This is a genomic window from Massilia sp. YIM B02443 (genome assembly GCF_030411955.1).
Lineage (GTDB): Bacteria > Pseudomonadota > Gammaproteobacteria > Burkholderiales > Burkholderiaceae_D > Telluria.
The window spans coordinates 137,395-150,845 of sequence record NZ_JASNRA010000012.1 but is presented as its reverse complement, the minus strand read 5'-3'; the positions used below and the strand labels follow the sequence as shown (position 1 = coordinate 150,845).

The window sequence follows — 13,451 nt, the reverse complement described above, 5'->3', positions numbered from 1 at the left end:
CGGATCATTGCGTGCATCATTGCGAAGCGGCGCCCAGGCCGCGGATAACCATCACGCCGTCGGCCTGTCGGGCTGGGGCCGGACGTTCGGCGCGCGCCGGGGCGGGAGCCGGCGCAGGCGCTGCGGCGGCCATGGGCGCCGCAGCGGCCTTCGCCGGCGGCAGACCGAGCACCGACTCGCGGGTGGCGCCGCCGGTATTCGCCGGCTGCGGGTCGACCTGGTTGCGCAGCACCAGCGACAGCGAGCCGATCGAGCGCGCCAGGTCGAGCTTCTCGACCTGGTCCGGCGCCAGTTCCAGCGTCACGGCATTCACCACGCGCGGCTTGGTGTCGTCGACCACCGAGTCCTGGGCCACGGCCAGCACCAGGATCCGCTCCAGCACGATCTTCGAGATCGAGGTGTCGCGCTGGTTGAAGTCCGTGGAGGGCTGGTTCAGGTTGACCAGGATGTCGACGTAGTTGCCCGGCAGCGCGAAGCCGGCCACGCCGACCACGTCGTTGACGCGCACCGTCATGGCGCGCTTGCCGGCCGAGACCACCGCCGACAGGCCGCCCAGCGTGCCCGCCGGGGCCAGCTTCGATTCCAGCACCGGTTCGCCGCGTGCGATGTCGGTGCGCGCCACCCGGCCTTCGAGCAGCTTGGGGTCAAGGATTGCGCCCGGCGGCATGGCGCCCGCCGGCCATTCGGCCAGCTGCACGCTGGCCGTGGCCAGGCGCGAGCCCTGGCCGATGTCGGCGGCGGCCACCACCACGTGGGCGCCGGCGGCGCCCTGCTCGCCCATCCACTTCGCGGCCAGCACCACGGCGCCCAGCGCCAGCACCAGCGCCACGCCGATGATCACGAATGCCCTCGAATTACGCATCTTTCTTTCTCCAGTCTTTCACCAGGGTGCCGCGCTCGCGGCGTTCCATGTCGGCGGCGCGGCCCGGGACGCCGGCCGCGAAATAGTTGTCCCAGGCCCAATCCAGCGTATGCTGGTTCAGGGCCGGCGCGCGCTCCTCGAAGCGCGCCAGGTCGCGCAGCTGGCGCACCAGGTCGCGCGGGTAGCAGGCCAGCAGCGGCACGCCGTGGCGGCGGTGGCGTTCGAGCAGGTAATCGAACATCTGCGCGAACATCCCGTCCTCGACCGTCACGCCGATCCGCGCGCATGCCTGCTGGAACAGCTGCGCGTATTCCGTGGTGCTGGCCGGCGGCACCTCGATCTTGTAGCCCAGGCGGCGCAGGAAGGCGCCGTCCGACAGGCGCTGCGGCACGAAGTTCGACGAGAACGTCACGATCACGTCGAACGGCACCTGGAAGGTGTGGCCGGTGTGCAGCGTCAGGTAGTCGACGTTGCGGTCCATCGGCACGATCCATCGGTTCATCAGCGCTTCCGGGGTGCAGCGCTGGCGCCCCAGGTCGTCGATGATGAAGATGCCGCCGTTCGACTTCAGGTGCGGCGGCGCCTGGTACAGGCGGGTGTGCGGGTCGAAGCGCAGGTCGAGCATGTCGAGCGTGAGTTCGCCGCCGGCCAGCGCCGCCGGACGGCGCACGCAGCGCACCCAGCGCGCGTCCGGCGCCGCGCCGCGATCCAGGCCGCCGACGGCGCCCGCACGCGCCTCGCACTCGCCTTCGACCACGTGCTGCACGCTGTCGAAGAAGGGAATCACTTCGCCGTCGACCATCAGCGCGTGCGGCACAGAGATAGTCCCGTGCAGCAGGTCGCGCAGGCGTTCGGCCAGGTAGGTCTTGCCGCTGCCGGCCAGGCCGTGCAGGAACAGCGCGCGGCCCGAGTTCATCGCCGCGCCCAGCTGCGCCAGCACGTGCTGGTTGACCACCACGCCGTCGAAGGTGGCGTTCATGGCGGCGCGCGTGACGTGCACCTCGGCCACGCTCTGCGCCGCCACCTGCGCGGTGTAGGCGGCCAGGGTCACCGGCGCCGCGCCGGCATAGGCGTTGCGGCCCACGGCGGCGCCGGCGCGCGCGCGGCCGGCCTCGGTCAGCACGTACGACAGGTCGGCGTCGGTGCCGCTGGCGCCGACGCGCGCCACTTCGCACAGCTTCTCGGTGCGCAGGAAGGCCACCAGCGGGTCGATCACGCCGACGCTCAGCTTCAGGTGCGCGGCCAGTTCCGGCAGGCGCATCTGGCCGCGCTGGAACAGCACTTTCGAGAGCAGCTCGGCCAGGAACAGAAACGGCAGGCCGGTCTCTTCGACTGTGCGCGGCGCGCGCATTTCCGACGGCAGGACCTGGATCGGTGCGTTCACAGCGGCAGCTCTCCGAAGGTGCGCAGCCACACGACGCAGCCGACGGTGGCGACCGCGATCGCGACCGCGTACGGCAAACGTCCGCTGGCGGCGGCCGGCGCATCCACCTGCAGCGATCCGCCGGACAAGCCCGACAGGCCGCTGTGCAGCACCATCTGCAGCGCATTGCCGAGCAGCTGGCGCAGGCTGCGCTGCCATAGCGCCCAGCCCAGGGCCAGCACGCCGCCGGCCAGCAGGGTCGCCACCGCCAGCGCCAGGATGTCGCCGGCGCCGACAAAGGCGCCGACCATCGCCAGCAGCTTGACGTCGCCGGCGCCCATCAGGCGCAGCATGTACATCGGCATCAGCACCGCCAGGCCCAGGGCCAGGCCGCCGAGCGCGGACAGGACGCCGAGGCCGCCCATCGGCACCCCGAACAAACCCTGCCCGGCCGGCAGCAGCGCATGCAGCGCCAGCGCGGCCAGCGCGCCCGGGAACACGATCGCATTCGGAATGCGGCGCGCGCGCACGTCGTGCATCACGGCGGCGGCGAGCAGCGCGAACAGCAGCAGGAGTGGAAGAGATGACAAGGAAAGCTCCGGGTAAAAAAAAATCCGGAACGATGGGACGTTCCGGATCGTCGGCGCCGGTGCGGCGCCAGGGAAGTGAATCAGGTACCTTTGATCTTGTTGGCCAGGTTGGTGAACAGGGTGTTCACGTTGGTGCCCAGCAGGCCGGCGCCTACGGCGATGACGCCGGCGATCAGTGCGGCGATCAGTGCGTATTCGATTGCGGTGACGCCGTCTTCTTCTTTGATGAAGTTCTTGATGAAGGTCATGATAGTTCCTTGGTATAAAAATATAGATGTTTAAAAACTGCTTGGCTTTATGCGCTCGTCCATGCGGCCATTGCCGCAATGAAGCAGACGACTGCGATCAGGGTCGTCAGCACGACGTACGGCATGACCGGGATCGGGTTTTCACTCCGCTCGTACTGCTGTTCCGGTTGATCCTGGTTGTCGTACACACTTGCTCCTGTCCTGTTGCCGCCGTACCGCATGATCCGATACGCAGCGCATGAGTTGAATCTTACGCAGCCGCGTAAAGGTTGCCATCCGTCAAAACTCCCTTTTTGCACAGTACCTTGTGCCAGGGCCGCCTGGTACTTTGGTACTAGGGCGCGGTAAAGCGCGCAACATGGATGAGAATGGGCCCCACTACCTGGGCTGGCACTGGCCTCTGGATGCTGGGCGGGCCAATTCCGTCGAACAATTGCGGTGCATCGCAATCGGAGTCATCCATCGGTGACAGCGCCCCAAAAAAAAATCCGGAACGGGCAAGCGTTCCGGATTCGGGGGCGCCGGTCCGGCGCTGCGGCGGCGTTACGAAGATCAGGTGGCTTTGATCTTGGCGGCCAGGGTATTGAACAGCGCGTTGACGTTGGTGCCCAGCAGGCCGGCACCGACGGCGATGACGCCGGCGATCAGTGCTGCGATCAGCGCGTATTCGATCGCGGTGACGCCGTCTTCGTCTTTGATGAAGTTTTTGATGAAGGTCATGGGAGGTTCCTGGAAAATAAATATAGAGAGATAACTGCCTGGCTTATGCGCTCGTCCATGCGGCCGATGCCGCGATGAAGCAGACGACTGCGATCAGGGTCGTGAGAACGACGTACGCCATCAGCGGGCTTTCACCACGCTCATACTGCTGTTCCGGCTGGTATCGATGGTCGTACACGTTTGCTCCCGTCCTGTTGGCGCCGTACCGCATGATCCGATACGCAGCGCATGAAGAGCATCTTACGCAGCCGGATGAGTGTTGCCATCCGACAAAACTCCCTTTTTGAACAGTACCTTGCGCCCGGGACGGCTGGTACTTTGGTACTAGCGCCCGGTAGGAACGGTCCTTCGAGACATGCGGCGGGCGTCCCGTCAGGACAGACCGTGCTTGGTGGCGTAGACGTACAGCTCGAGCCGGTTGGCCACGTCCAGCTTCTGGTAAATGGTGGTGAGATGGTTGCGCAGCGTGCGCTCGGAGATGAAGGCGCGCTCGGCCAGGTCCTTGTTGAGGGCGCCATTACCCTGCACGATCAGTTTCACCACTTCGCGTTCGCGCGCCGTCAGCGAGCCGATCCGCTCGGCTTCCGGATCGACTTTCGGCGCGGCCGGCGCCACCAGCTGGCCCAGCAGCGCTTGCATCAGCGACTGATCCAGCCACAGTTCGCCGCCGTACACCTTCTTCACCGCCAGCAGCACATCCTCGGTCGGCGCTTCTTTACTGACCACGCCGCGCGCGCCCAGCTTGACGGCCGAGGCCAGCGTCGCCTGGTCGCGGTTGGCGCTCAGGATCACCACTTTGCTCACGCCGTTCTCGAGCAGCGCCGGCAGGAATTCGAGCGAGCTGCTGCCCTTCAGGTCGAGGTCGAGCAGCACGATATCGGGCTTGAGCGAGGCGCACAGGGTGCGCGCCTCGATGCCATCGCTGGCGCTGCCGACCAGCTCGAAGCCGGGGCCTTCGGCCTGGATCAGGCGCTCCAGGCCCCACAGCATGGTCTTGTGATCGTCGACCAGCAGGATGCGGATCGTCATGGATTCTCCTTGCGTTCTTGTTTCAGGTAGGGATGCGGATGCGCAGCAGGGTCTGCTTGGCGTCGGACTCGATCTCGAGCGTGCCGCCGAGCGCCGCCGCGCGCTCCGAGATCGAGCGCGGCCGGAACGGTGCGGTCGTGTGGCCCTGGGCGTCGGCAGCCGGATTGAAGATGTCGATCGCCAACTGGCCATCGGCCTGAGACACGAACACGCCCGCGGTGCGGGCGCGGGTGTGCTTGCAGATATTGCTGATGCCTTCGGTGACGATCTGGAACACCTCGGCCGCCATGCGGTCGTTGATCGCGGCCGCCGCATCGACTTCGAGCATCACGTCCAGACCGTAGAACGTCTGCACCTGGCGCAGCTGGCGCCGCAGCGCGATCAACAGTTCCGGCTCTTCCTGGCGCCCGCTCTTGAAGCGGTGCGCGAAATCGCGCATGTCGCCGATCACGCCACTGCACATCGCCAGCAAGCGGTCCAGCTCGGGCGCCACGGTGCTGTCGTCGCCGGCCTGGTTGCGGATCGCCGCCACCGCGTGACGCAGGCCGATATACGGCTGGATGGTGCTGTCGTGCAGGTCGCGCGCGATGGTCTGGCGCTCGCGGAACGCCGCCTCCGAAGCCAGGCGGTCGAGCAGGTCGATCGTTTCGATCACCGGGAACGCCTGCTGCACGATGTGCTTGAGGAAGGTGGCGTCGCCACGGCGCAGGCCGTGGCCGGTGACGAAGATCCGCCCCGCCCCCTTGCGCAGCGGCAGTGAGGCGCTGATGAAGGCGTCACTGTCGAGCAGGTCGGCGACCTGGGCGCAGTCATCCGGGTCGAGGTCGCGCCATTCGCGCTCCTCAATCGCATAGCGCAGCGCGGTCGGACGCGCCGGCAGCCAGCGCGCCAGCAGGTCGGCCACGCGCTCGGGCAGCCAGCGCGGCGCCAGCTCGGCCAGGCTGGCGCGGTACAGGACGGCGCCCTTGCCGAGCGCCATCAATGGCTCGACCGCGGCTTCGCTGGCGCGGTTGTGCCTGATAGCGCGGCCGCTGTTCGGGTGGTGCACGGTATTGAGTATCCAGCGCTCGTGGCTGTCCTGCATCAGCAGCACGCAGGTGCGGCCGCCATAGAAGCGCAGGATCTTCTGCATCAGCGAGTCCAGGGTGTGCTGCACGCCGAAGCGCGGATTCGACAGCCGGCTGACGTCGCGCAGCAGCGCGAGGCGGCGCCGCTGGTCCACCGCCAGCCCACCCCAGAACGCGATCATGTAGCCCAGCGCCAGCACAAAGGTCGCGCGCAGCAGCAGGATTTGCAGGGCCAGCGCGCCCTGGATGGCAAGCACCGCCAGCGACATCACCGCCACCGTGCCCAGCGTCAAACGCGCTCCGGGATCGAAGCCATGGCGGAAGGAGGCGGCCAGGATGGCGAAGAAGAAGAACGAGAAGAACGGGCTGACCGCGCCGCCGCTGGCATACACCATCAGGCCATACCAGCCGACGTCGACCCAGTACACCAGCGGCCCGTGCCAGAAGCCGGCGCGGCGACGCGCGACCAGCAGCAATACGAGGCTGTGCACGGTGTACGCGGCGAATACCAGCCAGCTGGCGGGATGATCGAGCGCCACATTGGCCGGGCCGATGTACAGCGTCAGCAGGGCCGACACCGCCAGTAGCAGGCGCATGCCGAACACCATCCAGACTTCGGTGTCAGGGGCGGCGGCGCGCGGTGACGCTTCGGTGGCGTCGAGCGGAGCATTGATTGCCGCATCAATCGCGGGGTCGTTGGAACGCCCCAATGGACGGCGCTCTTCGGAAAGGAAGGTGACGATGTGTTGATACCAAGTCATGTTGCTCGGCGCCGACAGCGGCGTGTTTCATCCTGGAAAAATACGAAAATTCGGAAATTGCCCTGTAGAATCACGAAGCTTACCGCATGATGCGTGCATACCCAACCGAAAATTACCTGAATGCCGATGTTTCCATCCCTTCGCCGTCAGTCTGGCGCCACAGTTGTCGAAATGGCGATCATCGCGCCGGTATTCCTGCTGGTCATGCTGGCGCTTGTCGAGCTCAGCCTGATGTTCTTCGCCACGCTCACCATGCAGTACGCGGTGCGCGAGGGCGCGCGCTACGCCATCACTGGCCGGTGCGACCGCGACCCTGCGGCCACGAACCAGCAGCGCTTCAACGCCGTCATCCAGAGCATGCGCGACAACTCGCTTGGCTTCTACGACCGCCTGCCGCCGAGAATCACGGTCAACGGCACCAGCTATGCAAGCAGCGGCTACAACAACACTATGTTCGGCGCCGCCGGGAGCATCGTGGTCATCCAGCTGACCTCGGATTGGCCGGTGACGACGCCGTTGCTGTCGCAGTTCTTCAAGGACGGCAAGTACACCTTCGTTGTCGCGACCACCATGCGCAACGAATATTTCCCTTCAACGTGCTGACACTTCATCATGCAGCTCTATCCTAACCGCAAGCGCCAGCGCGGCGTCGCCGCCGTCGAAGCCGCCCTGCTGCTGCCAATCCTGATGCTGCTGCTGTTCGGCATGATCGACGCCGCGCGCGCGTTGCAGGCCAATATCATCATGACCAATATCGGGCGCGAAGGGGCCAACCTGGTGGCCCGCAGCAATACCGACCTCGACACCGGCAGTCAGGACCTGATCTTCGCCCTGATGTCGAGCGCGCCGCCGCTGGACGTCAACAACCAGGCCATGGTCTACATCACGCGCGTGATGGGCGTGGCCAGCAACGGCGCCACCCGCAGCGTGGTGCTGGACCAGTACCGCTGGGACGACGCCGCCCGCGCGCTGGGCGTGCGCAAGAGCGGCTACCGCCCGGTCAGCAAGGTGTACAACTGTGGCAGCTGGAGCGCCACCACCGCCAAGTGCACCGCCTTTACCAGCAGCAACCGTCCCACGGTGGCGGTCATGAGCGGCAAGCTCGACGACGGTGAAGTGGTGTACGTGGTGGAAACCTTCTATCGCTACGACATGCTGTTCAGCGGCTTCGCCAGCGGCTCCCTCAGCCTGCAGGACTTCGGTCCCGACCTGTATTCGTTCACCGTGTTCTGACCGCCCTCATCTTTTGTCCGACATCACATGACTCCACTTCTTCATCGCCAGCGCGGCGCCGTCGCCATCATGACCGCCCTGGCCATGCTCGTCCTGCTGGCCGTGGTCGGCCTGGTGATCGACGGCGGCCTGGCCTACCTGGTCAAGGCGCGCCTGAACGCGGCGGTCGACTCGGCCGCACTGGCCGGCGCGCGCGCGGTCACCACCGGCAATAACCAGACCGAGCAGACCGCCAGCGCCCAGGGCGCGGCGGCCGATTTCTTCAACGCCAACATGCCGACCAGCTTCCTGCTGTCCAGCCCGAAGCTGCTCGCCACCAAGGTCAGCTTCGACCAGGGCCAGGCCACCATCGACGTCAGCGCCGAAGCGCCGATGCCGGTGTCGGTGATGCAGGTGGTGGGATTCTCGTCATTGAAGCCGGTTGCCGCGGCACAAACGATCCGGCGCGACCTCGACATGGCGTTCGTGATCGACACTTCCGGTTCGCTGCAGACCCAGGCGGCAACGGTACGCTCTTCCGCCAAGACGTTCCTGAACAAGTTCAACGTCACCCAGGACCGCGTCAGCCTGATCCATTTCGCCTCCGGCGCGGAAGTCGATTTTCCCATCAACCAGTCGGCGCGCGGCTTCAACCGCGCCTCGATGCTCAAGAAAATCGATGCCTACGTGTTCGCCGACGGCACTGCATCGGTCGAAGGCATGTGGAATGCGCGCGATCAGCTGAACGCGATACCGACCGCTAACCGTTCGACGATGCGCGTCATCGTCTTTTTTTCGGACGGCGACCCAAGCGCGCTTGGATCGGTCGTCACGTTCGCCACCGCAGCCGACTGCACGGTTCCGGGCGTTATCGACAAAACGGTGGACGACCAGTCGAGGACCTGGGTTGGCTACGGCATGAGTGATCTGGACAGCAGCCAATTTTCTTACATCAGCGACCGCTGCCGCACAATCCGCAACAACAAGGTCATGACGCGCAGCCTGCCGGCGTGGTACAACGCCCACGATAACAAACGCGAATTTCCGATCGTAACCGACCGGCCGCGTAGAGTCACCGCCGACCTGAGCACGGTCGACGCGACCAAGCGCAACATCGAACTGGCAGCGCGCAATCTGGCGGAAGCGGTGGCGGACAAGGCGCGCGACGAAGGCATCGTCGTCTTTACGCTCGGCATGGGCGCCCAGCTCAAAAAAGGCGGCGCCTACGACACGGACACTGGCGAAATGATCCTGAAATGCATGGCCAACGTGCCGGATGCTCCGTCGCGCTGCTACAACGCGGCCAAGCCGGAAGGCATGTACTGCTACGCCGCGACCGAGGCCGACCTGACGCCGTGCTTCTCGCGCCTGGCGTCGGCGATCCTGCGCATCACCAAGTAATCCAGGCGCAAGCGACAGCGGGCCGGCGTGCATCCGCACCCGGCGCGCTATTGCATCCATGCTGTCTCGACGTTGCGCGTCCGCCCCGCCCGTATTGTGGGTGCCGCCTTCCTTATGCAGCCCACGCTCCGCGCTGCAGGCCCGGCGCCGTCAGACTCAGAGCAGCTTGTCGAGCGTGATCGGCAAGTCGCGCACCCGCTTGCCGCAGGCGTTATAGACCGCGTTGGCCACCGCCGCCGCGGTACCGGTGATGCCGATCTCACCGATGCCGCGCGCGCCGGCCGGAGCGTGCGGGTCGGCGATGTCGGTCCACAGCACCTCGATCTCGGGCACGTCCAGATGGGCCGGCACGTGGTATTCGGCCAGGCTCGGGTTCATGATGCGGCCGTTGCGTTGGTCCCACACGGTTTCTTCCATCAGCGCCAGGCCCAGCCCCATGATCATGCCGCCACGGAACTGGCTGGCGGCGGTCTTGGCGTTCAGGATGCGGCCGCAATCGAAGGAACCGAGCAGCCGGCTGACGCGCGGCTCGCCGGTGACGGCGTTCACCCGCACCTCGCAGAAGATGGCGCCGTACGAATGCATCGACCAGTGCTGGGTCTCGAGCGGCAGCGGCGCCTTGGCCATCACCTCGATCCGGTCGCGCCCGGCGCGCGCCAGCAGCGCCGCATAGCTTTCGTAGCGCGAGGCATCGTCCAGCTTGCACAGGCCGCCCTCGTGGCCGCGCACTTCCTCGGGCTTCAGGCCGCTCAATGGCGAGTCGCGCCCGGCCAGCGCCAGCAGCTCGGCCAGCAGGGCCTTGTGCGCGGCGTGGATCGAGATGCCGATCGATGCGCTCTGCTGCGAGCCGCCGGCCAGGATCACGCCCGGCAGGGTCGAGTCGCCGTACGAAAACGTCACCATCCCGAGCGGCACCCCGAGGCGCGCGGCGACCACCTGCGACTGGGCGGTGGCGGTGCCCATCCCCATCTCGTGCGCCGCCACCTCGACCCGCACCCGGCCGTCGCGCTCGAGCGTGATGCGGGCGGCGCCGCCGGGCATGCGGTAATACGGATAGGTGGCGGTGGCGCAGCCCATGCCGACCAGCCATTCGCCTTCGCGCCGCATCCCCGGCTTGCCATGACGCGCGTGCCAGCCGAAGCGCTCGGCGCCCAGGCGATAGGCTTCGATCAGGTGGCGCGACGAGAACGGCGTGCCCTTGGTCGGGTCCTGCACCGGCTCGTTGCGCCGGCGCAGCACGATCGGGTCGAGCCCCATGCGCTCGGCCAGTTCGTCCACCGCGCACTCGAGCGCGAACGAGCCCACCGACTCGCCGGGCGCGCGCATGAAGGTGTTGGCCACCATGTCCATCGTGGTGGTGCTGACACCCAGTTTCATGGTGCGCGCCGCGTACAGGCAGCGCGCCGGCATGATGAACGGTTCCGGCATATTGTTATGCTCGGTCATGACGGCCAGGCCGGTGTGGATCAGGGCGGCGAAGCGGCCATCGTCGCCGGCGCCGATCGCCACCCGCTGCTCGGTCAGGGTGCGCCCGCCGACCACCCGGTACACGCCCTCGCGCGAGAGCATGATGCGCACCGGCCGTGCGGCCAGTTTCGACGCGGCTGCCGCCAGCACCTGGTGCTGCCACAGCGCCTTGCCGCCGAAGCCGCCGCCGACGAATGGCGACGTGACGTGGACCTGGCTTTCCTGGATGCCGAACACTTCCGCCATCGACCACGCCGTGTGCGCCACCGCCTGGGTGGCGTCGTGGATCCGCAACTGGTCGCCGTCCCAGGCCACGGTGGCGGCGTGCAGCTCGATCGCGTTGTGGTTCTGGCGCGGGGTGGTGTACACCGCGTCGACCTGGTAGGCGGCGGCCGCCAGCTCGGCTTCGGCGTCGCCGCTGATGTCTGCCAAAGGCTCGCCCTGGAAGTTGCCGGTGCGGGTGCCGCGCGCCTTGGCTTCGTCGAGCGTGGTCACGGCGTGCGCGCTCTCGTAGGTGACCCGCAGCAGGTCGCGCGCGTGGTCGGCCTGTTCCTGGGTCTCGGCCAGCACCAGCGCCACCGGCTGGCCGTTCCAGTGCACCATCTCGTCCTGGAACACCGGCAGGCCGGCGCCGCCGGCCGCCTTGGGCTTGCTCATGAACAGCGGCACCTGCTTCATCTTCGGCGCGTTGCGGTAGCTCATCACCAGCACCACGCCGGGTGCGGCTTCGGCCAGCGTGGTGTCGAGGCTGGCGATGCGCCCTTTGGCGATCGTGCTGTAGGCCAGCGCCGCATACGCCATGCGATCGAGCGGGATCTCGGCCGCGAACGGGGCCGCCCCCTGCACCTTGAGCGCGCCGTCCACGCGCGACACCGGGGCGCCGACCAGGGCATGGTCCTGGGCGATCAGCGGATCGGGCCGGCCGCCGGGGATCAGGACGTCGGGCGCATGCTCGACCGCCTTCTGCATGATCGCCTGCCCGGCTTTCTGGACGTTCTGGATGATGTTCATCGTGTTCTCCTGATAGGTCGGCTGCCGGCTCAGGCCCAAATCAGCTGCGCACGGCCCCGGCCGCCAGTGCGCCCAGCACCGCCACCATGGTGCGCTGCGCCAGCTCGATCTTGAACCCGTTATCGCGCAATGGCCGTGCCGCCAGCATCTCGCCTGCGGCGGCGCTCTCGAACGCGGCGAAGGCGGCGCGCTGCCCGCGCAGCATGTTCTCCAGGGTGTGGGCGCGCCACGGCTTGTGCGCGACCCCGCCCAGCGCCAGCCGCACATCCTTGACCATGCCGTCCTCGACCTCGAGCGCAGCCGCCACCGAGACCAGCGCGAACGCATAGCTGGCGCGGTCGCGCACCTTGCGGTAAGTGGAATGCGCCGCCATCGGCAGCGGCCGCAATTCGATCGCCGTGATCAGCTCGCCCGGCAGCAACGCGGTTTCGCGCTCGGGATGGTCTTCGGGCAGCAGGTGGAAGTCGGTGAAAGGCACGCTGCGCGCGCCGCCGTTGCCTTCCAGGTGCACCACGGCGTCGAGCGCGGCCAGCGCCACGCACATGTCGGACGGGTGAGTCGCGACGCAGGCGCTGGAAGCGCCCAGCACCGCATGGTTGCGGTTGATGCCGTCGAGGGCGTCGCAGCCCTGCCCCGGCTGGCGCTTGTTGCAGCGCGACCCCGAGTGATCGTAGAAATAGGTGCAGCGGGTGCGCTGCAGCATGTTGCCGGCGACGGTGGCCATATTCCGGATCTGGCCCGAGGCGCCGGCGGCAATGGCGCGCGCCAGCATCGGAAAGCGTTCGCGCACGGCGCGGTGCTCGGCCAGCGCGGTGTTGGTGGCGGCGGCGCCGATCAGCAGGCCGCCGCCGGGCCGCTCCTCAATGGCGCACGACAAGCCGGTGACGTCGACCAGCGCCGAGGGCTGCTCGACGTGCTCGCGCATCAGGTCGACCAGGTTGGTGCCGCCGCCTAGGTATTTGCTGCCGGCGGGCGCGCCCAGGCGCACCGCTTCGGCGGCGTCGTGGGCGCGGGCGAAGGTGAACGGCGTCATGCGTCCTCCTGCGCGGTCGATCGGCGCGGCTGCCCGCCATTGTGCTCGGTGACGGCGGCGACGATCCCGTTGTAGGCGCCGCAGCGGCACAGGTTGCCGCTCATGCGTTCGCGCACCTCGTCGTGCGAGAATTCGATGGTATCGGTGCCGATGTCGTCGGTGACGTAGCTCGGCACACCGCGGCGCAGCTCGGCGGCCATGCCAACCGCCGAACACAGCTGGCCGGGGGTGCAGTAGCCGCACTGGAAACCGTCGTGCTCGATGAAAGCCTGTTGCAGCGGGTGCAACGCGCCCTCTTGCGCCAGGCCCTCGACCGAGGTGATCTTGCGGCCCTGGTACTGCACCGCCAGCGCCAGACACGAGAGGATGCGCCGTTCGCCGTCGACCAGCACGGTGCAGGCGCCGCAGGCGCCCTGGTCGCAACCCTTCTTGGTGCCGCTCAGGTATAAATGTTCGCGCAGGAAGTCGAGCAGGGAGACGCGAGGATCGCCCGGCAACTCGACCTCTGCTCCATTGATGGTGACCGTCGATTGCATGGCAATGCCTCCTGGTCTGGAAAGAAATGCGCCGGCGCGGCGTCAAAGACCGGTTGGAGCGCTCGACGAGTTTATAGTTCACCAATTCATATCGGCGCACGGTTGAGCGACTGTGGGTATTTTGCAAAAATCTCCCGCCGGTGATGTGGCG

At 67.1% G+C, this 13,451-nt stretch carries 14 protein-coding genes; 3 read left to right on the top strand and 11 right to left on the bottom strand.

Features of this window, described 5'->3' with window-relative positions; genetic code table 11:
- Positions 1-16 precede the first annotated feature (16 nt).
- The 8 genes from cpaB to QPK27_RS14130 form a co-directional block, all read right to left on the bottom strand.
- Entirely contained in the window at positions 17-862 is an 846-nt protein-coding gene (gene cpaB, locus QPK27_RS14165) for a Flp pilus assembly protein CpaB (protein ID WP_290418894.1), read from the bottom strand.
- Positions 855-2,246 carry an ATP-binding protein gene (locus tag QPK27_RS14160; protein WP_290418893.1) on the bottom strand — a complete coding sequence of 464 codons (1,392 nt, stop codon included), beginning with the start codon at positions 2,244-2,246 and terminating at the stop codon, positions 855-857. Before QPK27_RS14160 ends, cpaB begins: the two co-directional genes overlap by 8 nt.
- On the bottom strand, positions 2,243-2,815 hold the full coding sequence (locus QPK27_RS14155; RefSeq protein ID WP_290418892.1) for a prepilin peptidase: 573 nt from the start codon (positions 2,813-2,815) through the stop codon (positions 2,243-2,245). The genes QPK27_RS14160 and QPK27_RS14155 overlap by 4 nt, the downstream gene beginning before the upstream one ends.
- Positions 2,816-2,895: 80 nt before the next feature.
- Positions 2,896-3,063 (bottom strand): Flp family type IVb pilin, encoded by a 168-nt coding sequence (locus QPK27_RS14150; RefSeq protein WP_308633489.1) that lies wholly within the window; start codon positions 3,061-3,063, stop codon positions 2,896-2,898.
- 47 nt (positions 3,064-3,110) lie between these two features.
- Positions 3,111-3,251, bottom strand: a complete 141-nt coding sequence (locus tag QPK27_RS14145; RefSeq protein WP_290418891.1) for a hypothetical protein — start codon at positions 3,249-3,251, stop codon at positions 3,111-3,113.
- A gap of 364 nt (positions 3,252-3,615) precedes the next feature.
- On the bottom strand, positions 3,616-3,783 hold the full coding sequence (locus QPK27_RS14140) for a Flp family type IVb pilin (protein ID WP_290418890.1): 168 nt from the start codon (positions 3,781-3,783) through the stop codon (positions 3,616-3,618).
- A 372-nt stretch (positions 3,784-4,155) separates the two neighbouring features.
- On the bottom strand, positions 4,156-4,812 hold the full coding sequence (locus tag QPK27_RS14135) for a response regulator transcription factor (RefSeq protein ID WP_290418889.1): 657 nt from the start codon (positions 4,810-4,812) through the stop codon (positions 4,156-4,158).
- Positions 4,813-4,834: 22 nt separating this feature from the next.
- The gene (locus QPK27_RS14130; protein WP_290418888.1) at positions 4,835-6,640 is read right to left on the bottom strand and encodes a sensor histidine kinase; all 1,806 of its coding nucleotides are present in this window, start codon (positions 6,638-6,640) and stop codon (positions 4,835-4,837) included.
- A 120-nt stretch (positions 6,641-6,760) separates the two neighbouring features.
- On the opposite strand from QPK27_RS14130, the gene QPK27_RS14125 reads away from it, so the two are divergent.
- The 3 genes from QPK27_RS14125 to QPK27_RS14115 are packed head-to-tail and all read left to right on the top strand — an operon-like array spanning position 6,761 to position 9,253.
- Positions 6,761-7,243, top strand: a complete 483-nt coding sequence (locus QPK27_RS14125) for a TadE/TadG family type IV pilus assembly protein (protein ID WP_290418887.1) — start codon at positions 6,761-6,763, stop codon at positions 7,241-7,243.
- Positions 7,244-7,252: 9 nt separating this feature from the next.
- Positions 7,253-7,873 (top strand): TadE/TadG family type IV pilus assembly protein, encoded by a 621-nt coding sequence (locus QPK27_RS14120; protein WP_290418886.1) that lies wholly within the window; start codon positions 7,253-7,255, stop codon positions 7,871-7,873.
- 27 nt (positions 7,874-7,900) lie between these two features.
- Complete coding sequence (locus QPK27_RS14115; protein WP_290418885.1) at positions 7,901-9,253, top strand: pilus assembly protein; 1,353 nt, start codon at positions 7,901-7,903, stop codon at positions 9,251-9,253.
- A gap of 156 nt (positions 9,254-9,409) precedes the next feature.
- Here the strand turns inward: QPK27_RS14115 and QPK27_RS14110 are convergent, their stop codons facing one another.
- The 3 genes from QPK27_RS14110 to QPK27_RS14100 are packed head-to-tail and all read right to left on the bottom strand — an operon-like array spanning position 9,410 to position 13,300.
- The gene (locus QPK27_RS14110; protein ID WP_290418884.1) at positions 9,410-11,731 is read right to left on the bottom strand and encodes a xanthine dehydrogenase family protein molybdopterin-binding subunit; all 2,322 of its coding nucleotides are present in this window, start codon (positions 11,729-11,731) and stop codon (positions 9,410-9,412) included.
- 40 nt (positions 11,732-11,771) lie between these two features.
- Positions 11,772-12,764 (bottom strand): xanthine dehydrogenase family protein subunit M, encoded by a 993-nt coding sequence (locus QPK27_RS14105; protein ID WP_290418883.1) that lies wholly within the window; start codon positions 12,762-12,764, stop codon positions 11,772-11,774.
- The gene (locus QPK27_RS14100) at positions 12,761-13,300 is read right to left on the bottom strand and encodes a 2Fe-2S iron-sulfur cluster-binding protein (RefSeq protein ID WP_290418882.1); all 540 of its coding nucleotides are present in this window, start codon (positions 13,298-13,300) and stop codon (positions 12,761-12,763) included. The genes QPK27_RS14105 and QPK27_RS14100 overlap by 4 nt, the downstream gene beginning before the upstream one ends.
- Positions 13,301-13,451: the final 151 nt, after the last annotated feature.